This is a genomic window from Oceanobacillus iheyensis HTE831, from assembly GCF_000011245.1.
GTDB classification, from domain to species: Bacteria; Bacillota; Bacilli; order Bacillales; family Amphibacillaceae; genus Oceanobacillus; species Oceanobacillus iheyensis.
The window spans coordinates 1,661,240-1,681,913 of record NC_004193.1 but is presented as its reverse complement, the minus strand read 5'-3'; the positions used below and the strand labels follow the sequence as shown (position 1 = coordinate 1,681,913).

At 36.2% G+C, this 20,674-nt stretch carries 19 protein-coding genes; 5 read left to right on the top strand and 14 right to left on the bottom strand.

The annotated features are described in order from the left end of the window. From OB_RS08485 to OB_RS08460, 5 genes are all read left to right on the top strand, one after another. A complete protein-coding gene (locus tag OB_RS08485) occupies nt 1-741 on the top strand; it encodes a LytR/AlgR family response regulator transcription factor (RefSeq protein ID WP_011066041.1) in 741 nt (246 codons plus the stop codon). Between the two features lie 199 nt (nt 742-940). Continuing rightward, a complete protein-coding gene (locus OB_RS08480; protein ID WP_011066040.1) occupies nt 941-1,243 on the top strand; it encodes a DUF4212 domain-containing protein in 303 nt (100 codons plus the stop codon). A gap of 14 nt (nt 1,244-1,257) precedes the next feature. After that, the gene (locus OB_RS08475) at nt 1,258-2,961 is read left to right on the top strand and encodes a sodium:solute symporter family protein (RefSeq protein WP_011066039.1); all 1,704 of its coding nucleotides are present in this window, start codon (nt 1,258-1,260) and stop codon (nt 2,959-2,961) included. A 31-nt stretch (nt 2,962-2,992) separates the two neighbouring features. Beyond that, a complete protein-coding gene (locus OB_RS08470) occupies nt 2,993-3,451 on the top strand; it encodes a hypothetical protein (protein WP_011066038.1) in 459 nt (152 codons plus the stop codon). A gap of 181 nt (nt 3,452-3,632) precedes the next feature. Further along, a protein-coding gene (locus OB_RS08460) for an IS3 family transposase (RefSeq protein WP_152023700.1) occupies nt 3,633-4,795 on the top strand; the annotation gives its coding sequence in 2 pieces (ribosomal slippage) (nt 3,633-3,915 and nt 3,915-4,795; 1,164 coding nt in all). A gap of 59 nt (nt 4,796-4,854) precedes the next feature. Here the strand turns inward: OB_RS08460 and hfq are convergent. The 14 genes from hfq to pgsA all read right to left on the bottom strand — a co-directional run bounded on the left by hfq (nt 4,855) and on the right by pgsA (nt 20,612). Further along, entirely contained in the window at nt 4,855-5,079 is a 225-nt protein-coding gene (hfq, locus tag OB_RS08455) for an RNA chaperone Hfq (protein WP_011066035.1), read from the bottom strand. 33 nt (nt 5,080-5,112) lie between these two features. After that, nucleotides 5,113-6,054, bottom strand: a complete 942-nt coding sequence (miaA, locus tag OB_RS08450; RefSeq protein WP_011066034.1) for a tRNA (adenosine(37)-N6)-dimethylallyltransferase MiaA — start codon at nt 6,052-6,054, stop codon at nt 5,113-5,115. A gap of 22 nt (nt 6,055-6,076) precedes the next feature. Continuing rightward, complete coding sequence (locus OB_RS08445) at nt 6,077-6,520, bottom strand: Dps family protein (RefSeq protein WP_011066033.1); 444 nt, start codon at nt 6,518-6,520, stop codon at nt 6,077-6,079. 76 nt (nt 6,521-6,596) lie between these two features. Next, nucleotides 6,597-8,489 carry a DNA mismatch repair endonuclease MutL gene (gene mutL, locus OB_RS08440; protein ID WP_011066032.1) on the bottom strand — a complete coding sequence of 631 codons (1,893 nt, stop codon included), beginning with the start codon at nt 8,487-8,489 and terminating at the stop codon, nt 6,597-6,599. A 13-nt stretch (nt 8,490-8,502) separates the two neighbouring features. Beyond that, nucleotides 8,503-11,106, bottom strand: a complete 2,604-nt coding sequence (gene mutS, locus OB_RS08435) for a DNA mismatch repair protein MutS (protein WP_011066031.1) — start codon at nt 11,104-11,106, stop codon at nt 8,503-8,505. Nucleotides 11,107-11,223: 117 nt separating this feature from the next. Next, complete coding sequence (locus OB_RS08430) at nt 11,224-11,796, bottom strand: outer spore coat protein CotE (protein WP_011066030.1); 573 nt, start codon at nt 11,794-11,796, stop codon at nt 11,224-11,226. A 426-nt stretch (nt 11,797-12,222) separates the two neighbouring features. Further along, nucleotides 12,223-12,651 (bottom strand): RicAFT regulatory complex protein RicA family protein, encoded by a 429-nt coding sequence (locus OB_RS08425; protein ID WP_011066029.1) that lies wholly within the window; start codon nt 12,649-12,651, stop codon nt 12,223-12,225. Between the two features lies 1 nt (nt 12,652). Beyond that, nucleotides 12,653-14,212, bottom strand: coding sequence for a tRNA (N6-isopentenyl adenosine(37)-C2)-methylthiotransferase MiaB (gene miaB / locus OB_RS08420; RefSeq protein ID WP_011066028.1), 1,560 nt, complete (start codon nt 14,210-14,212; stop codon nt 12,653-12,655). A gap of 136 nt (nt 14,213-14,348) precedes the next feature. Further along, nucleotides 14,349-14,609, bottom strand: coding sequence for a stage V sporulation protein S (locus OB_RS08415; protein ID WP_011066027.1), 261 nt, complete (start codon nt 14,607-14,609; stop codon nt 14,349-14,351). A gap of 91 nt (nt 14,610-14,700) precedes the next feature. After that, nucleotides 14,701-15,498: a TIGR00282 family metallophosphoesterase gene (locus tag OB_RS08410; protein ID WP_011066026.1), complete on the bottom strand. Its 798-nt coding sequence runs from the start codon at nt 15,496-15,498 to the stop codon at nt 14,701-14,703. A gap of 246 nt (nt 15,499-15,744) precedes the next feature. Further along, complete coding sequence (gene rny / locus OB_RS08405) at nt 15,745-17,307, bottom strand: ribonuclease Y (RefSeq protein ID WP_011066025.1); 1,563 nt, start codon at nt 17,305-17,307, stop codon at nt 15,745-15,747. A 261-nt stretch (nt 17,308-17,568) separates the two neighbouring features. After that, nucleotides 17,569-18,612 carry a recombinase RecA gene (gene recA / locus OB_RS08400; protein WP_011066024.1) on the bottom strand — a complete coding sequence of 348 codons (1,044 nt, stop codon included), beginning with the start codon at nt 18,610-18,612 and terminating at the stop codon, nt 17,569-17,571. Between the two features lie 168 nt (nt 18,613-18,780). Next, complete coding sequence (locus OB_RS08395; protein ID WP_011066023.1) at nt 18,781-20,034, bottom strand: competence/damage-inducible protein A; 1,254 nt, start codon at nt 20,032-20,034, stop codon at nt 18,781-18,783. Continuing rightward, nucleotides 20,034-20,612, bottom strand: a complete 579-nt coding sequence (gene pgsA, locus OB_RS08390; RefSeq protein ID WP_011066022.1) for a CDP-diacylglycerol--glycerol-3-phosphate 3-phosphatidyltransferase — start codon at nt 20,610-20,612, stop codon at nt 20,034-20,036. The genes OB_RS08395 and pgsA overlap by 1 nt, the downstream gene beginning before the upstream one ends. Between the last annotated feature and the right edge of the window lie 62 nt (nt 20,613-20,674).

The following is a 20,674-nucleotide window of genomic DNA, read 5'->3' as shown; positions in this document are numbered from 1 at the left end:
TTGAAAATTCATATCATGATTGCAGAAGATGAACGATTAGCAAGAGAGGAGCTTATGTATCTTTTGCAACAAGAAAATGATATTATATTATGCCCTAGTGCAGAAAATGGAGATCAATTACTTAACTTATATCAAGAATACAATCCCAATGTCATTTTTCTCGATATCCATATGCCTGGAATAAATGGAATTGAGGTTGCTAAAAAAATACGAAACGAGTTTGAAGATAAAGATATAATTATTATTTTCACTACAGCTTATGAATCTTACGGTGTACAAGCGTTTGAAATACAAGCAACTGATTATTTATTAAAACCATTTAGCGAAGAAAGATTCAAAATTGCAATGAATCGAATTCGAAAGACTTTATCTACTAAAAAGGTAAGGAAGCCAAAAGTCGATAAATTAGTGGTGAATCTCGATGAAAAGATGATGGTCATTGACCCTAATCAAATTGGATTCGCTGCTCGTGAAGGGCGCACTGTAAAAATACATTTTATATCAAATGAAGTAATTGAAACCAAAATGAATCTTAAAGAATTAGAAGAAAAGCTTTCTGGTTTTCCCTTTTATCGCCCACATCGAAGTTACTTAGTAAATATGGATTGTATCAAAGAAATTACTCCATGGTTTAATGGCGCCTATAATTTAGTAATTAAAGACCTAGCTGAATCAACAATACCGGTTAGCAGAACTGCTGCTAAAGGGTTATTTGATGCATTACAAGGTGTACACCATTAATACAATTTAAAACGCTATACTACAACTTAACCCTCATATCCTACATTTTAGGTTTAAATTTAAAATAAATAGAATCATTTACAATATACTGAATTCATAGCTGAATATTCAGTATATTTTTATTTGAATAATGTAAGCGTTTACTTACATTGGAGAGGAGGCTATTTAACGCTTATCATATATCAAGGAGGGATTAATATTGGAGAATAAGCAAAATTACCAAACATTAGATGATAAACAACAGAAATACTGGAAGAAAAATGTAAAACTCATTACCATTCTGCTTTCTGTCTGGGCCATTGTTGGTTTTGGTGGCGGCGTCTTACTTGCAGATCCTTTAAGTAATGTACCTTTCTTTGGGGTATCACTTTCCTTTTGGATTTCTCAGCAAGGAGCCATTTTAGTTTTTATATTATTAATTTTGATATACGCCATTCGAATGGATCGATTAGATAAAGAATACTTAGACTCACTGAAAAATGAGAAACAATCACAGAAATAAAGGGGGTTTTTAATTTGAGTGTAGAAGCAATTACTATTGGATTAGTCCTTATCACATTTATTATTTATACGGCTATCGGATGGTGGTCTCGTGTACGTGATACTTCAAGTTTTTATGTCGCTGGACAAAATGTTCCAACCGTAGCTAATGGCGCAGCAATTGCAGCAGACTGGATGTCAGCTGCATCATTTATCTCCATGGCTGGTTTAGTAGCCTTTCTAGGATACGATGGAACAATTTATTTGATGGGATGGACCGGCGGCTACGTATTACTAGCCCTACTTTTGGCTCCATATCTACGCAAGTTCGGTAAATTTACTGTACCTGATTTTATTGGGGATCGTTTTTACTCTAACAGTGCCCGTGCAGTTGCTGCGATTGCGACGATATTTATTTCTTTGACGTATATATCTGGACAAATGCGTGGAGTTGGAATTGTATTTAGTCGCTATTTGCAAGTGGATATTATTGTAGGTGTGCTCATTGGAATGGCTATCGTTGGGTTCTTCTCTTTATTAGGAGGAATGAAAGGTGTCACCTGGACACAAGCAGTACAATACTTTGTCATCATCATTGCTTTTTTAATCCCTGCTATCGCAATTTCTTTCCAATTGACTGGTAATCCAATTCCACAAATCTCGTTAATTGGAAGTGACATTGTGGAGAGATTAGGTCAAATCCAGGTTGATTTGGGTATGAATGAATATATGGAGCCTTTTACTAACTTATCCTTACTCAATGTATTTATGATTACACTAGCATTAATGGCTGGAACTGCTGGACTCCCCCATGTTATTGTACGTTTCTATACAGTTAAGAGTGTGCGATCTGCAAGATGGTCTGCGGTTTGGGCAATTGCATTCATCGCTTTACTTTATCTAACTGCCCCTGCAGTTGGTGCATTTGCCAAATATAATCTAATAAGTACGATTGCAGACGAACCACTTGAAGAAGTACAAAACATTGAATGGGTTAATAAATGGGAAACTACCGGACTATTACAGTTCAATGATTTGGATGATGACGGTATGATTAATTTTACGAGTGGACCAGATAATGAAGTAGTCATTGATGGTGACATTATCGTATTATCCACTCCAGAGGTTGCAAATCTAGCACCTTTTGTTATTGCATTAGTTGCTGCAGGAGGACTGGCAGCTGCCCTTTCAACAGCTTCAGGCCTACTTATAACAATGACTAGTGCTGTTTCACATGATATTTACTACCGAATATTTAATCAGGAAGCATCAGAGAAGCAGCGTCTTCGAGTAGGTAGAATTACCTTATTTGTTGCATTATTAATTGCTGCCTATGTAGGAATTCGACCACCGGGTTTTGCAGGGGAAGTTGTAGCACTTGCCTTCGGATTAGGTGCAGCAAGCTTATTCCCAGTAATACTTACGGGTATATTTGATAAACGAATGAATAAAGAAGGTGCAATTGCAGGTATCCTAACCGGATTAACGTTTACATTAATCACTATTGGTTTGATCTTATCTGAATCTATATTTGGAACCGATGGGCCAATCATTGAGAATTTCTTTGGAATTAATGCTCAGGGCGTAGGTGTAATTGGAATGTTATTGAACTTTACAGTCGGTTTTATTGTCTCTAGAAATACACAAGCTCCTCCTATTGAAATTCAACAGTTAATAGAAAATGTTCGTGCTCCTGAAATAGACGAAGAAGAAATAGCTGCTACAAAAGAGGATAAGTAATACTAATTATTTATAGGAAGGAGGAAAAATGATGGTATGGACAATATTATTAGGAGCATTAGTGGTAGTTCTCTTTCTTCTACACCCATGGATGAACCTGTTAGCATTTCGTAAAGTAATTGGGATTACATTGTTTTTAGAGATATTTTACTTGGTTGGACATTATATCATGGATTGGCCATTCCCTGCGCCGATTATACTATTGCAACTATTTGTTGTTACTGGATTGGGTGTTGCCTTAGGGATATTTTACTCGCGCCTTTGGCCCCTTCCTGCGGATAAAGGGTTTGAGAGGATCTTTCGAACATTTTTAATCGTTGTGCCTTCACTAGGATTAGGTATGGGATTACAAGTATTCTTACAAGGAGCTTTTGCCACGCAAGCAATCTATTTAATATTCGCACTTTCTGCTTGGTTAGGATCTGGACACTTTGTGAAGAATGCAAATAAAACGAATCAAACGGTAAAGAATAAACTAATAGAGACATAACTTTATCAAGGTTGGCATTTCTATTTGATACAATATAAAACTAATAATAAGCAAGGACTTCGCTTATTATTCAAAATGAAAAAGCCAGCAGCTTTTGAAGAGACCTAATTAAATGAGACAGAGGAAAAAGCACCCCCGGAGTCGTATATAATAATAACGACTTATAGGAGGTGCTTTTCTCATGGGGGAAAGGAAAAATGTCTATTCTGAAGAAATAAAACGTAAGGTAATTGAAATGAAGTTGTCAAAAAAGTACACCAATAAACAGATTATGAATGAACTGGGGATTCGTAACGTAACTCAAATCAAAGTATGGATGAAGTGGTATCGGGACGGGGAAGAACATCGATTGTCACAACCTATTGGTAAACAATATTCTTTTGGTAAAGGTCCTGAAGGATTAAGTGAAATAGATCAATTAAAAAGGCAAGTCAACCATTTGGAAATTAAAAATCAAATTTTATAAAAGTACCGGGAAATCGAAAGGAGTTGGAGCCGGAAATAGTAATTCAACTTGTTAATTCGTTAAAGAAGCAATACCCTGTAAAACTGATTTGTGAGTGTATAGGGGTACCAAGAGCTACCTATTATCGTTGGGTTCAAAAATCCTGGGAACCAACAGAGCTAGAACAACTTATTATCGATATTTGTCAATCTTTAAAATACCGTGTTGGCCATCGAATGGTTAAGAAGATGTTGAAAGGGGATCATCATATTCTTGTGAATCGAAATACGGTTCAACGAATCATGCAAAAGTATAAGATTCAATGTCGCGTCAAACCAAAAAGAAAATCAAAGATCGCAGGCGAAAGTAAATGTGTTGTACCTAACTTATTGGAACAGAATTTCAAGGCAGAAAGCCCAAACCAAAAGTGGGTTACCGACATTACCTACTTGCCTTTTGGAGAATCAATAATGTATCTATCAACGATTATGGATTTGTATAATAACGAGATTGTTGCTTATCAAGTTAGCCATACCCAAGGGGTAGAACTCGTATTAGATACATTGAAAACAGCATGTAATGGACGTGAAACGAAAGGACTGATTCTTCACAGTGATCAGGGATCACAATACACATCGTATGCTTTTCAAGGTTTAGCAGAAGAAAAAGGCATTATCACAAGCATGTCCCGCAAAGGCAATTGCTTTGATAATGCCGTCATTGAATCCTTCCACTCCACCATAAAGTCAGAAGAATTCTACACACATCAAAAGATGCGTCTTACAAATTCTATTGTACTAGAAAAAGTGGAATCGTACATGTATTATTACAATTATATACGACCGTTTTCAAAATTAAACTGCCTCTCCCCTGTTCAATTCAGGGAAAAGGCAGCATAGGTGCTTTTTCTTGTCTCATATTACTAGGTCAGTTCACTTTATCGCTGCTGGCTTTTTCATTATTCTTTATCGAGTGAAACATTTTTAACCGGTGAGAACGTGGATATAGCATGCTTAAAGATAAGCTGCTGTTTTCCATCCGTTTCTAATAAAACTGTAAAATTATCAAATGCTTTTACTAAGCCTCGTAATTGAAATCCATTTGTTAAAAATACAGTAACGGAAATATGATTCTTTCTTAGCTGATTTAAGTACTGATCTTGAATATTAACGGATTGAGCCATGGGAAAGTTCCTCCTCTTTTCTATCTATAATAATTAATTCGATTTTTCTTCTAAAATTCCTGCTAAATCATTCAAAATAAATTCAATTTTTTCATCGATTATTGACGGTTCCATCTTGTACCATTGAACATTCATTTTATTTCGAAACCAAGTAAGCTGTCGCTTTGCATATTTTCTAGAATGCTGCTTTAAAGCATCGATTGCGTATTCCATCGGTTGATTACCAGAAATATGCTGGATAATTTCTTTATACCCAATTGCATGCATAGATTGACAGTTTTCATACCCTCGGTCTATTAAATCCCTGACTTCCTCTATTAAACCAGTATCAATCATATGATCCACGCGTTGATTTATTCGATCATATAATACATCCCTATCCATATCTAAACCAATTAAGATTAGGTGATAGGGTGATTCAAGCTGTTGCTGCTGTTGGTACTCTGTCATAGTCATTCCAGTAGTTTCATAAACCTCAAGGGCACGAATGAGTCTACGATGATTATTCGGATGAACTTTTGCAGCTTGTACAGGATCGACTTCTTTTAGTCTCGTATATAATTGGTTAGGTCCTTCTTCTTCAATAATCTCTTCTAGTTTTTTCGTGAATGACTCATCACGACGTTGCTCTGAAAAGTTATAATTATATAAAACAGCTTGTATATATAACCCACTACCTCCAACCAATATAGGAAGTTTGCCTCTACCTAACACGTCATCAATACATTTCTTCGCGTGTAATTGAAAATCAGCAACTGAAAAGGATTCATCTGGAGAAATTATATCAATCATATGATGCATGATTCCATCCATTTCCTCTTTTGTAACTTTTGCAGTGCCAATATCCATGCCTTTATATACTTGAGTAGAGTCACCACTAATGACTTCTCCATTAAAACGCTTGGCCATTTCTATTCCTAGTAGTGACTTTCCTACTGCAGTTGGTCCGACTATCGATATAACAGTTTCTTTCATATACATTCCCCTAAATGTCCCATCACTTTTGATAGGATTCTAACATCCATTTCTTTTTATCTAAATCAGCATGTAGACTTGTCAACAAATCTTCTGTAGGATGATCATGAAACTCCTCTGTAAGTGCATATCCTTCTTCTTGGATTTCACTGATTAACTGAGTGATATTCTTTACTAATTGCTGAATAATCTCCGCTTCTTCATCATCTGCAGCTGCTTCTTCTATTGTAGACTCTTTAATATATTTTGCCATTGTTGCTAAAGGTTTTCCACCGATCATTAAAATACGTTCTGCAATTTCATCCAATTGAACAGTAATTTGTTCATACATTTCTTCAAATTTATCGTGCAAAGTGAAGAAATGAACACCTTTTACAAACCAATGGTAACGATGTAATTTTACATATAACACGAAGTAATTCGAAAGTAATTGATTCAAAAAATTAATTAACCGTTGATTTTCCATGTCACTCACTCCAAATGTTAACCTATGTATTAATTTAATGTTCCTAGGTTTGACATAAAAGAGTAAGTTTATACTGCTACATTACACGTTTAAACATCTTCTCCAATTCATACGTCGAAAAATGAACGATAATCGGCCTTCCGTGTGGGCAAGTAAAAGGATCCGTTGTATTTCTTAAATCTTCAAGAAGTTGGTACATCTCATCCGAAGTTAAATAATGATTCGCTTTTATCGAGCGTTTACAAGACATCAGAATAGCTGCTTCTTCTCGAATACCCTCTACGCTTATTTTGGATTCATTCATCACTTGATCCACCATCTCACGGATAACTTCCTCCTCAAATCCTTTTGGGAACCAGGTAGGATGCGAACGGATGACATACGTTTGATTGCCAAAAGCCTCAAAAAATAATCCAACTTGTTCGAGATCTTCTTTATGATTTTCAATGAACAATGATTCTTGCTTAGCGAAATCAAATGTCATTGGTATCAATAATTCCTGAGATTCGTTCATCGGTTTCCCTAATTTATTACGAAAGAATTCGTATTTCACACGTTCCTGAGCTGCATGCTGATCAACCATAAATAACCCATTTTCATTTTGAGCAAGAATATAAGTTCCTTGCAATTGTCCAATTGGATACATCATCGGAACACGTTTATCAATGGTATTCGTTTGCTCTTCTCGATTTGGAGCATGTGCTGCTTCAAATGAAGATGTTGACATATCCACCGATACTTTTTCAGTTACCTCTGATTCATCGTTATCAACTAAATTGGCGTGTTGCTCTATTTCACGATTGATCATTTTATCTCGAGTTTCAGGCAGATCAAATTTTTCTGTTTGATCACGTATGATAGAGCGCGAATCCTGGGAAAAATCAGAGTTAATGGGTTGTTTTTCACGATTATTTGAATCAAATCGAAAAGAGGATTGTTCTGATTTTTGCCTCTGCACCGGTTGTTTCTCTACCTTAGGAATAAGTGTAATCTCTCTAAACCGATCTCGAATCATACTTTCAATGGATGTAAAAAGCTCTTTATCCTTACTGAATCGAACTTCTAGTTTGGCAGGGTGTACATTCACATCCACAAGAATCGGATCCATCTCGATATTGAGTACGACAATCGGCGATCGTCCAATAGGCAATAATGTATGGTAGCCTTGTAATATTGCTTTATTTAATCCGATATTTCGTATAAAACGTCCGTTAATAATGGTTGACATATAATTACGAGAAGCCCTTGTCACTTCTGGTTTAGCGATATAACCGTGCACTCTATAATCGAGCGTTTTAACATCAACTGGCAGCATTTGTTTTGCCACACTCATCCCGTACACTTGCGAAATTACCTGAAGAATATCTCCGTTCCCATTTGTTTTAATAAGTCCTTTGTCATTATGCAAAGCTTCTATCCGAACCTCAGGATGTGCTAATGCCATTCTATTTAAAACATCAGAAATATGACCTAATTCTGTATGCAGGCTCTTCATATATTTTAATCGTGCAGGTGTGTTATAGAATAATTCACTGACTGTAATATCTGTCCCTTGCCTTGCATCGCTTTTCCCACGATGTTTAACACTTCCACCCTCTAACTGCAAGAGAGTACCTGCTTGATCTCCTTGGGAGGTTTGGGCCGATAATTTACTGACAGACGCAATACTTGCTAAAGCCTCTCCGCGAAAACCAAGTGTTTTTACATGGAACAAATCGGATTCATTCTTAATTTTACTCGTTGCATGTCGCAGAAAAGCTCTTTCTACATCATCCTCTTCCATTCCAGCGCCATTATCTGTAATACGAATTTCTTCCAGTCCTGCTTCTTTTATTTCTACTCTTATCCATGTTGCACCTGCATCTATACTGTTTTCTAATAGCTCTTTAACCACTGAAGCTGGCCTTTCCACTACTTCACCAGCTGCGATTTTATTTGCGAGTGCATCTGGCATTTGAATAATTGGCATGATATCACCCTCTCTAATATTGCTTTAATCCTTTTTGTAGGCGATACAATTCATTCATTGCTTCTAACGGTGTTAAATCCAGAACATTAACATTCTTTAAATCTTCAATAACAGACTGTTCTTGATTGTTATGAGTTTTCTCTTGTTTAGGCATTTCTGCCTTTTTCTTATTTGACTCTTCTATAAAGAAAGAGAGCTGACCTGACTCTAATTTATCTTTTGTCGGAGTAGGCTTTTTATTTGAATCATCTTCTAGTTCTTCTAAGATTACCGAAGCACGTTCAATAAGTTCATTAGGCAAATCCGCCAATTTAGCTACGTGAATACCATAACTTTGATCAGCTGCACCTTCTTTTATTTGATGAAGAAATACAACATTACCCTCATGTTCTTCCGCACGTACATGAATATTTTTTAAATGATGAAGAGAATCTTCTAAAGCTGTTAACTCATGATAATGTGTAGAGAACAATGTTTTTGCGGCTATGTTATGATGAATATATTCTACAATCGCTTGAGCTAGTGCCATACCATCATACGTGCTTGTTCCTCTTCCAATTTCATCTAATAATATTAAACTTCGATCAGTAGCATTAGAGATTGCATGTCTAGCTTCTAACATTTCTACCATAAAGGTACTTTGACCCGATACTAAATCATCCGCAGCCCCAATTCTAGTAAATATTTGATCGAATACACATAGCGTAGCTTGTTCTGCTGGGATAAAGCAACCAATTTGTCCCATAATTGAAGTTAATGCGACTTGGCGCATATACGTACTTTTACCAGACATATTTGGTCCTGTAATCAAGAGCATATTTTGACTTTTGTCAAAGACAACATCATTTGGGACAAATGTTCCATCCTTCATTACTTGTTCAACTACTGGATGTCTCCCTTTAGTGACTTGTAACTGTTCGTCGTTAAAGTCCGGGCGAACATAATTATTCGATTCACTTACCGTAGCAAAACTTTGCAAAACATCCATTTGGCTAATAATATGAGCTAATTGTTGAATTAAAGGAATTTCTTCTTTAATCTGATCTCTTATTTGAATAAATAAATCATATTCAAGTTCCACACTTTTTTCTTCCGCTTCTAAAATAAGTTTCTCTTTTTCTTTCAGTTCTTCATTTACAAAGCGTTCAGCATTCGTTAATGTTTGTCTTCGTTCATAACGTCCTTCAGGTAACAAATGAAGATTCGGCTTCGTTATTTCTATATAATAGCCAAACACCCGATTGTAGCCGACCTTTAAAGAACGTATACCCGTCTCTTCGCGTTCTTGATGTTCTAATTGGGCTATCCATTTCTTCCCATTTCTAGAAGCATCTCTGTACGTATCTAATTGATCATGGTATCCTTCCTTGATCAATGAGCCTTCTTTTATAGAAATTGGAGGTTCGTCTACAATACTCTTTTCTAGAGATTCTACCATCTGTTCAGGATAAATGAGCATTTCTGCCAATCTTGTAATTTCTGGCTGATCGAATTGTCTTAAAGTTTCTTGTATTGCCGGAATCCGTGATAATGACTGTTTTAATTGGATTAAATCCCTGGCATTCACATTGCCAAATGCAATACGTCCTGAAAGCCGTTCCAGATCATATACGGATTTTAATAAATCACGAAGACTCTCTCTCTCCATAAAACCATCATAAAAACCTTGTACCACTTCTAATCGTTCATTTATCTTCTGCTTACTTAACAACGGCCGCTCTAACCACTTTTTCAAAGTCCTTGCTCCCATTGCTGTTACAGTTTTATCGAGTACCCACAGAAGACTGCCATGTTTTGATTTTTTCATGATCGTCTCCGTTAATTCAAGATTTCTTTTGGAGTACATATCAAGACTCATATACTTTTTTAATTCGATCACTTCTGCTTTTTGCAAATGATGTAATGATCTTTTTTGTGTCGTTTGGATATAGTTCAATAATCTACTAAATGCTTTCATCAATCTCTCGTCATTTAGGTTCTCACTTAATTCACGAAACTCTGCATTAAAGGTAACTTCATCTTGATAAGACAAGGTGACATTCAAACGTTCTTTTAATTGAATTTGCAGTTCTTCTGGAAGATTGCTTGAGATAACAATCTCCTTGATTGGTTGATTATAAAATTCATGAATGACAGCATCCCATCCATCATTAATAAATGCTAAACGATTCTCACCAGTAGATAAATCGTTATATACGATGACATAAGAACCATCTTGAAAATGAGATAGACTACCAATATAGTTATTTTCTCCATCAGTTAACATGGTACTTTCCATAACCGTTCCAGGTGTTATCATTTGAACTACTTCCCTTTTAACAACTCCCTTAGCTGTTTTAGGGTCTTCCACCTGTTCACATATCGCTACCTTATATCCTCTATCGATAAGTGTCTTTATATAATTTTCAGCAGAATGATAAGGCACTCCACACATTGGAATAGGGTCCCCTTTGCCACCTGCTCTCTTTGTTAAGGTAATCTCTAATTCTTGTGCTGCACGTGTAGCATCCTCATAGAATAGTTCATAGAAATCACCTAGTCTATAAAAAAGAAAAGCATCTTTATATTCGTTCTTTATTTGTATGTATTGTTCCATCATCGGCGTGAGCTTTGCCATGTTAAATCCTCCAACTTACCGTATCTTTTTCCATCCATTATAGCATAAATTGCCCCTATACTTGTCCAATTCTGTCGAAAAAAGAAAACGAGAGTAATTTCTACCCTCGTCTTCGGATTAATCCTTATGGCGATGATTAAAAAAGTCTGGTTTTACTTTTTCTGCTTCATCATCCGTCATATTATGATCCCAAACACTTTCTTCATCGTCATCATCATGATCCAATTTCGGACTAACCTTTACAAACAGCCTAGTATCCCCAATAACTTGAACTACGAATTCACGTTCAATCTCAACAGTAATATTACTTCCTTTTCCGCTGATTTTGCATTCAAGGCAATTTGGTTGCTGCAGTACTTTTGCAATCACATCATACTCATCATTAATACAATTATCATCCTTCACCGATAATGGAATTGTATCCTTATATTCTACTCTCTCTGTAACCACTTCGGTTTTCGTATTGTCGTTATACGAATACCATACATTAATATCATAGCTTCCAGTTACAACTACACTATCCTCAGATTTTTTAGTTGCATGATATAAATGATTAATGACCCAGCATCCTAATATACTAGTTGGTCGATGTGATGGGGAGATGGTATGGGATTCTTTGGTAAACTTTCTACCTTTACCACAAACTGCTTTTGTTATGATTTCTCTATATTCTTTATCAAGAAAAGTCATGATTACTTTTACCTCCTCTTTTTTCATAGTCATTTTATGCAAGACAAATACCTAAAGTGCATAGCATTTCGTGATAATGAAAAAAAGAAGGAGTTTTAATGATTAGAATATCTTTTCGAACGACAATGAATATGAAGATTGTCACTATAAATTATTTATATAGACATACAAAAAGCTTGGGTAACAAAATTTACACAAAAGAAAAATCAGCATGTTTGGAATTATGTTCAGTACCCTGTAGCATCGTTGTTGCGTTTTTTGAGCAAAACACTTAGGCATCCTCTTAAAGCCTATGCACAATTCCAATGTTACGTTATTTAATTTCTTTTGAATTTAATTTTGTTCTATCCCAAGCTCTTCTAGCCAAAGAGAGATTATCATTTTATTTCTTTATCAAAACAGTGCGGTTTCTAGAGAATACGCTGTTTAATGCGAACACCCTGACTTGTTTTTTGCTTTAGAACCTGTCTCTCCTGCTAAAATATCTCCGCCAGTAGATTCAATCACTTCATTCGTTACTTCACGAGCGATTGTTTTTGACACTAACTGCAATACATCATTAACGACAATTTGTGTTTCCTTAAATTCTTGAACAACTGGTATATCATCGATTTCAGCTTGTAAACGATCGATTTCCTCTTCTACACGTTTTAAAGCTTCTCTTTTCTCATATGCTTGAAAATTAACTGCTTGTTTTTGCAATGTTTTAATCTTTTGGATGAGTGATTGAACTTTTTTATTTTCGTTAAGCTTTGCTTCTACTTGTTTAAAACGATCAATTTCTTCTGTGCTTGCTAACATATTAGCTAACTTCTTTGCTTCATCCAACACTTCTTTACGAGTATATTCTGTCATACTAGTTCACCTCAACTGTATTTTCAACCATCACGCCGTTTAAAGACCATGTTTTGGTTTCTGTTATTTCTACTTCTACAATTTTACCAATTGATGATTTTGGTCCCTTGAAATTAACAAGTTTATTTTTTTCAGTATAACCAGCTAATACTTCAGGATCCTTCTTACTTTCACCTTCAACGAGTACTTTTACTTTCTTTCCAGCATAATCTTTCATGGATGCCGCAGATTGTTTGTTAACTAGTTCGTTTAAGCGGTATAAACGTTGTTTTTTTACTTCCTCAGGCACATCATCTTTTTTTCGAGCAGCAGGTGTGCCTTCACGAGGGGAGTATATAAATGTATATGCAGCTTCAAACCCAACCTCTTCTACTAAGGTCATGGTTTCTTCAAATTGTTCTTCCGTTTCATTCGGGAATCCTACAATAATATCCGTAGTTAACGTTGCATTTGGCATTGCAATACGTATTTTTCGAACCAACTCTAAATATTCTTCTCTTGTATATTTACGATTCATCTTTTTCAAGATTTCACTACTTCCTGACTGAACAGGCAAGTGTATATGATCTAGTAAGTTGCCTCCCTGAGCTAATACTTCAATTAATCGATCATCAAAGTCTCTAGGATGTGATGTTGTAAATCGAACACGCGGGATATCAATTTTATGAATATCATTCATTAAGTCCCCTAGGCCATATTCGATATCTTCAAAATCTTTCCCGTAGGCATTTACATTTTGGCCGAGGAGAGTTACTTCTTGGTAACCTTGAGCAACTAAATGACGGACTTCTTGAATAATGTCTTTAGGTCGACGACTTCTTTCTTTCCCGCGGGTCATTGGAACTATACAGTACGTACAGAATTTATCACATCCATACATAATATTGACCCAAGCTTTAATTTTGCCTTTACGAGCTTTTGGTAAATTTTCAATAATATCGCCTTCTTTAGACCATACCTCTACAATCATTTCTTTTCCAAACAATGCTTCTTTCACAAGGTGTGGTAGGCGATGAATATTATGTGTTCCAAAAATCAAATCGATATGTTGATGTTTCTGTAATATTCGATCTACTACTGATTCTTCCTGTGACATACAACCACAAACCCCAATGATGAGATCTGGATTTTCTAATTTCAAAGGTTTTAAATGACCAATCTCACCAAACACTTTATTTTCTGCATTTTCACGGATTGCACAAGTGTTTAACAGAATTATATCAGCTTCTTCTGTAACAGTAGTCGATTCATATCCCATCTCAGATAGAATTCCTGCCATTACTTCGGTATCATGCTCGTTCATTTGACAACCGTAAGTACGAATTAAAAATTTCTTCCCGTGCCCGATTTTCTCCATATCCTCTGGGATTGAGAAGTCATAATGAAATTGAACATCTTCTCTTTTACGCTTTCTAGCTTGTTTTATATCAGGCGATTGCGGCTCATACTCTTGTTGGAAATACTTAGCAATCATATCTTCACTTGACGTATTTTTAATTCTATCTACATTTGCTTGTTCTGTACGAATCTGGGACTGCTGTTTGCGTTGCTGTTCGTTCATCAGGTATCCCCTTTCTTCATTCGAATCATAGTTACATATGTACAATACTATAGTATAAAGCTTCTTTCCAAATAGTACAATATTGTAAGCCTATACACAAACAAAAACCTTCCTTATAAGGAAGGTTTTTCCGATGTTATCGAGGTTCAACGATTAGTTTAATCGCTGTCCGTTCTTCGTTGTCAATTAAGATGTCCGTAAATGCGGGAATACAAATTAAATCGACACCACTAGGAGCAACAAAACCACGCGCGATTGCTACTGCTTTAACTGATTGATTTAGTGCCCCGGCACCTATAGCTTGTATTTCTGCTGTACCACGTTCTCTTAGTACATTTGCCAAGGCTCCTGCTACTGAATTTGGGTTCGATTTAGCTGAAACTTTTAAAACTTCCATTACTAGTACCTCCTCATGCACTATTGTAATTATACTGCTACTATATTCTTGGAGATGTTAGCATATTCCCTTTAGGAGCAACAAATCATTATTACGAGAAGAATGGATGGTCCTCGTTAATCATAATCCGCTCGATGTTTTTCGCTCGGCCCGATGTATCATCGATGGTAATAATTACTCCATTTAATTGTGTTCTTCCCGTTTTATCAATTTCAAAACGTACAGGAAGAGATGTTAAGAATCGTTTCATTATCGTTTCTCTTTCTACACCTAATATACCATCGTACGGGCCTGTCATCCCCACATCAGATATATATGCTGTACCATCTGGTAATATTCGTTCATCGGCAGTTTGTGTATGCGTATGTGTCCCTACAACTGCTGATACTCTACCATCTAAATACCAAGCCATTGCTTGTTTTTCACTCGTTGCTTCTCCATGAAAATCAACGAAAATAATATTTGTTCGCAACTTCGCTTCATCAATAAGTTCATCGGCTTTACGGAATGGATCATCTACAGGCGGTAGAAACGTTCTTCCCTGTAAATTAATTACCGCTATTTCTTTACCGTTAAAATTAGAGTAAATAATTCCTTTACCAGGATTATTATCCGGGAAATTTGCTGGACGAATCATATTATGAGCACTATCGATGAACTCAAAGATTTCTTTCTTATCCCACGTATGATTTCCCATCGTGATAACCTGAGCACCAGCCTCAAGAAATTGTTTGTAAATCTTTTCTGTAATTCCCTTACCGGCTGCTGCGTTCTCCCCATTTATAATTGTCATGTGAGGCTTATATTTATCTTTTAGTTTAGGTAGATACTCAAATAACATATCTCTACCAGGTGATCCAACAACATCACCTATAAATAAAATTTTCATTCTAAAAATCATCCTATCTACATTATATATATTTAGTTTTTCACACCTAACAGCGATTGTCAAAAACTAGTTGATCATAAGCGAGTAGTATTATTCAATATAAAAGAAGCTATATGTACGCAATAAGCTGATCCATCATAAGCAATAAGAGATACATAGTCAAACCGATAATGCTAAAAAATCCGGTTATCAATTAGATAACCGGATTTTTTCTTACAGCGACGTATAATATATCAGCCACTGTACTTATTTCGCGTATTCAACTGCTCTTGTTTCCCTTATTACAGTAACTTTTATATGTCCAGGATAGTCAAGTTCGCCTTCAATTCGCTTGCGGATATCACGTGCGATGCTTATAGATTCAATATCATCTATTTCATCAGGTCTAACCATGATACGAATTTCTCTACCCGCTTGAATAGCAAATGATTTTTCAACGCCATCAAAGGATTCTGAGATTTCTTCTAGTTTCTCTAGTCGTTTAATGTAATTTTCCAGCGTTTCACTTCTAGCACCAGGTCTCGCTGCAGATAATGCGTCCGCAGCAGCAACCAATACTGCAATAATAGATGTTGCTTCTTCATCTCCATGGTGGGAAGCAATTGAATTAATCACGACTTCGTGTTCTTTATACTTCATCGCTAGCTCTTTACCTATTTCAACATGACTTCCTTCTACTTCATGGTCGATAGCTTTCCCGATATCATGCAGTAGACCAGCTCTTCTAGCTAGTGTCACATCTTCTCCAAGTTCAGCCGCTAACAGTCCTGACAAGTAAGCAACTTCTGCCGAGTGTTTCAGTCCGTTCTGACCATAGCTTGTACGATATTTTAGACGACCTAAGATTTTCACTAGATCCGGATGTAATCCGTGAACTCCAACTTCGAAAGTAGTTTCCTCGCCTACTTCTCGAATATATTCGTCTACTTCGCGTCTAGATTTCTCAACCATTTCTTCGATACGTGCAGGGTGTATTCTTCCATCTTGCACGAGCTTTTCTAATGCCATACGTGCAATTTCACGTCGAATTGGATCGAAACCAGAGAGTATAACTGCTTCTGGAGTGTCATCTATAATTAAATCAATTCCAGTTAAGGTTTCTAGAGTTCTTATGTTTCTACCTTCACGACCAATGATACGACCTTTCATTTCATCATTCGGCAAATTAACAACAGAAACCGTTGTCTCAGCAACATGGTCTGCAGCACAACGCTGTAAGGCAAGGGATAAAATGTTTTTGGCTTTTTTATCAGCTTCCTCTTTTGCACGTGTTTCAGACTCTTTAATCAACACTGCTGATTCATGCTGTACCTCTTTTTCGATACGCTCTAAAATAATCTGTTTCGCCTGTTCAGATGTATATCCTGAAATGCGCTCAAGCTCAGCTTGCTGCTCGTCTTTCATAGCTTCCACTTTGCTTTTCATTTCTTCAATTTGTTGTTGTTGTTCGGTTAGAGATTGTTCTTTACTCTCTAAACTCGACTCACGTTTGTCTAAGGTTTCACTTTTTCGGTCCAGATTCTCTTCTTTTTGCATCAGACGATTTTCTTGCTTCTGAGCTTCCATGCGGCGCTCTCTTATTTCATCTTCCGCTTGTTGACGGAATTTATGAGTTTCATCTTTTGCTTCAAGAAGCGCTTCTTTCTTGGCGGCATCTGCATTTCTGTGTGCTTCTTCGACAATTTGCTTTGCAAGTCTCTCCGCACTAGAGATCTTTGCTTCTGCAATAGATCTGCGTACCAGATAACCAACAACAATACCGACGATCAGAGCAAGCAAAATGGAGATGACGACGATAACGATGTCCATGATTTCACCTCCTATTGCCTATAAAATTATACATTTCATATGTGTCGGCATGTAACATTTTCTAAATGCATCAAATATTAATTTCATAATGGAAATTATAAAATTATACACTTCTAATATTAATTCTCAATTGGTTGAATGTCAAGGAATCCCCGGAAATAATATCCATGTTGGCGAGCTCTTCTGAATATTGAGATCGACTAAAATAAAAAAACCCTAAGGTCATATTGCTTTTGACCTTAGAGTTTTGTACAAGCTAGACTATTTTAAATCAAGACTCTCTTGAGAAGCTTCTTCTTCCGTCTTATCTTCATCCACCTTGTCTAATTCATAATGCTGACGAATAGACTGATGGATTTCTGTTAATACTTCTTCATGTTCTTTTAGATATTGTTTCGCATTTTCTCTGCCCTGTCCTAGACGATCATTGTTATAGGAATACCATGCACCACTTTTCATAACAATATCTAGATCGGAACCAATATCTAATACTTCACCTTCTTTAGAAATACCTTTTCCATACATAATATCTACTTCAGCTTGTTTAAACGGTGGAGCAACTTTATTTTTTACAACTTTAATTCGCGCTTTATTTCCGACTGCATCATTACCTAGCTTTAATGTTTCCGCTCTTCTTACTTCTAAACGTACAGAGGAATAGAATTTTAATGCTCGTCCACCAGGAGTTGTCTCTGGATTTCCGAACATAACTCCGACTTTTTCACGGATTTGGTTAATAAATATTGCCGTTGTTTTCGACTTATTTATTGCACCAGATAATTTACGTAATGCTTGTGACATTAAACGTGCTTGTAGCCCAACATGAGAATCTCCCATTTCACCTTCAATTTCAGCTTTTGGCACAAGCGCAGCTACAGAGTCAACTACGATAATATCTACAGCACCGCTTCGAACAAGGGCCTCTGCAATTTCTAATGCTTGTTCACCTGTATCTGGTTGAGATAACAGTAATTCATCAATATTTACACCTAAAGCTTTCGCATATACTGGGTCAAGCGCATGCTCTGCATCGATAAACGCAGCTTGTCCTCCTTGCTTTTGTGCTTCCGCAATTGCGTGAAGTGCTACGGTTGTTTTACCTGAGGACTCTGGACCATATATTTCAACTACACGACCACGAGGATACCCGCCTATACCTAAGGCAACATCTAATGCTAATGATCCACTTGGGATAGTAGCGATTTTCGGGATTTCATTCTCCCCCATTTTCATAATGGAACCTTTACCAAATTGCTTCTCTATTTGTCTTAAAGCCATATCTAATGCTTGTTTTCTATCACTCAAAGAAACTACCTCCTTCACATATCTGTATCTATCATACAATGTTTTTATCTATTTAACAAGAAAAAAACGAATGGATGTTCTTATTTTTTAACAATCTACTTATAGTCAAATTTAGAAAAATACTATAAAAATAGTTTTATAAATAGAAAAATCCTTGTATTAAGACTCCTAGCTTTTACTTTTTAAATATTGATATATTAGTTCAAATCCTTTTAAACAAGCTCTATCCCGTATATGATTTCTATTTCCAGTAAAGTTAAATTGTTTTGAGACAACCACTTCATCACCATCAGCGATTGAAATATAGACTGTTCCGACTGGTTTCCCTTCTTGTTCATCCGGTCCAGCTATTCCTGTAAATGAAATACCTAAATTTGTTTGTATTTTTCTCGTAACATTTGATGCCATTGCATCTGAACATGCACGGCTAACCACACCTTGTGAATGTATGATTTCACTCGGAACTTCTAATACCTCTTCCTTTATACGAGACTGGTATGTTATAAAACTCCCCGCAAATACATTCGATGCTCCAGTTACAGACACCAGTCTTTGAGAAAACATTCCTCCTGTAATACTCTCTGCTGCGCTTATTGAATAACCTAAATCTTGGAGTTGTTGCACAACAATATCCTCTATTGACTCCTCATTCTCACCAAAGTAATGCTCTCCAACTCTTGCTAAAATAAGCTTTTTAGTTTGTTCTAACATCGCTTCCGCTTCTTGTTTTGTTTCACCTCTTGCTGTTAGACGAATAACAACGGCTTGATCTTGTGCAAGTGGCGCAATCGTTGGATTTGTTTGCTTTTCAATTAAGTCTGATAATGTATGTTCTAATGTTGATTCACCAATACCAATAAATTTTAGTACGACGGATTGTATAATTCGTTGTTTCCCGGTTACTTTTTCTAAAAATGGAAAGAGTTCCTCTTGCGAAATATGTTTCATTTCACGAGGTACTCCCGGTAAAAAGAACCAATGACAAGATTGATAATGAACATACATTCCAGGTGCCATACCTGCTTTATTGTTCAGTACTGTAGAACCTTCAAATACACGTGCCTGTTTTCTGTTATTCGGGGTCATTGTTCGTCCACGATTTTGAAAAAATCCCTCTATTTTTTCCATGCTTTCCTTATCTTCAACCAGCGGTAATCCTGTCATCTGTTGAAAACCTTCACGAGTAAGATCGTCCGCAGTCGGTCCAAGACCACCTGTCACAATGATAATATTAGAACGTGATTGAGCAAGCTGAAAAGCCTGCTCAACACGTTCTAAATTATCGCCTACTACTGTGTGATTGTACATATTAATTCCATATGTTGCTAATTTTTCGGATAACCATTGTGCATTTGTATTCGCAATTTGGCCTAATAACAATTCCGTACCAACCGCTACTATTTCAGCTTGATAATTTTTCATTATTTTGAATCCCTCATCACATGCCAGTTTTTAATAAAATAATCCACTCCAGAAATAATTGTGAAAATTAATGCTATATATAGCATGATTATACCGAATGGAAAATCAATATAGGAAAACGGAAAATTATGTAGTAATAATACCGCAATAGAAATCATTTGAGTTGCAGTTTTTAATTTGCCCATACTTCCTGCTGCAAGTACGATTCCTTCTCCTGCAGCTACTAGTCTTAAACCTGTAACAGCTAATTCTCTGCTTATAATAATGATGACTATCCAAGCTGGGGCAATTTCCATTTCCACTAATAGTATTAATGCAGCAGATACTAGTAACTTATCTGCAAGCGGGTCCATAAACTTTCCTAAATTTGTAACTAATTGATACTTTCTAGCATAATAACCATCAACCCAATCAGTAGCAGCTGCAATAATAAAGATCAATGCGGCTAGAAAATGAGCGACTGGTAATTCACTATTACCGATATCCCAAGCTCCCCAAGGAAAAGGAATGGATAATAATAAAATAAAAATCGGGATCATTAATATTCTGGAAAATGTTAACTTATTTGGTAAATTCATTCTGTCTGCCTCCGTCTTTTGAGTAATAAATATAACCCTCCCACAAAAAATAGGAGGGTCAA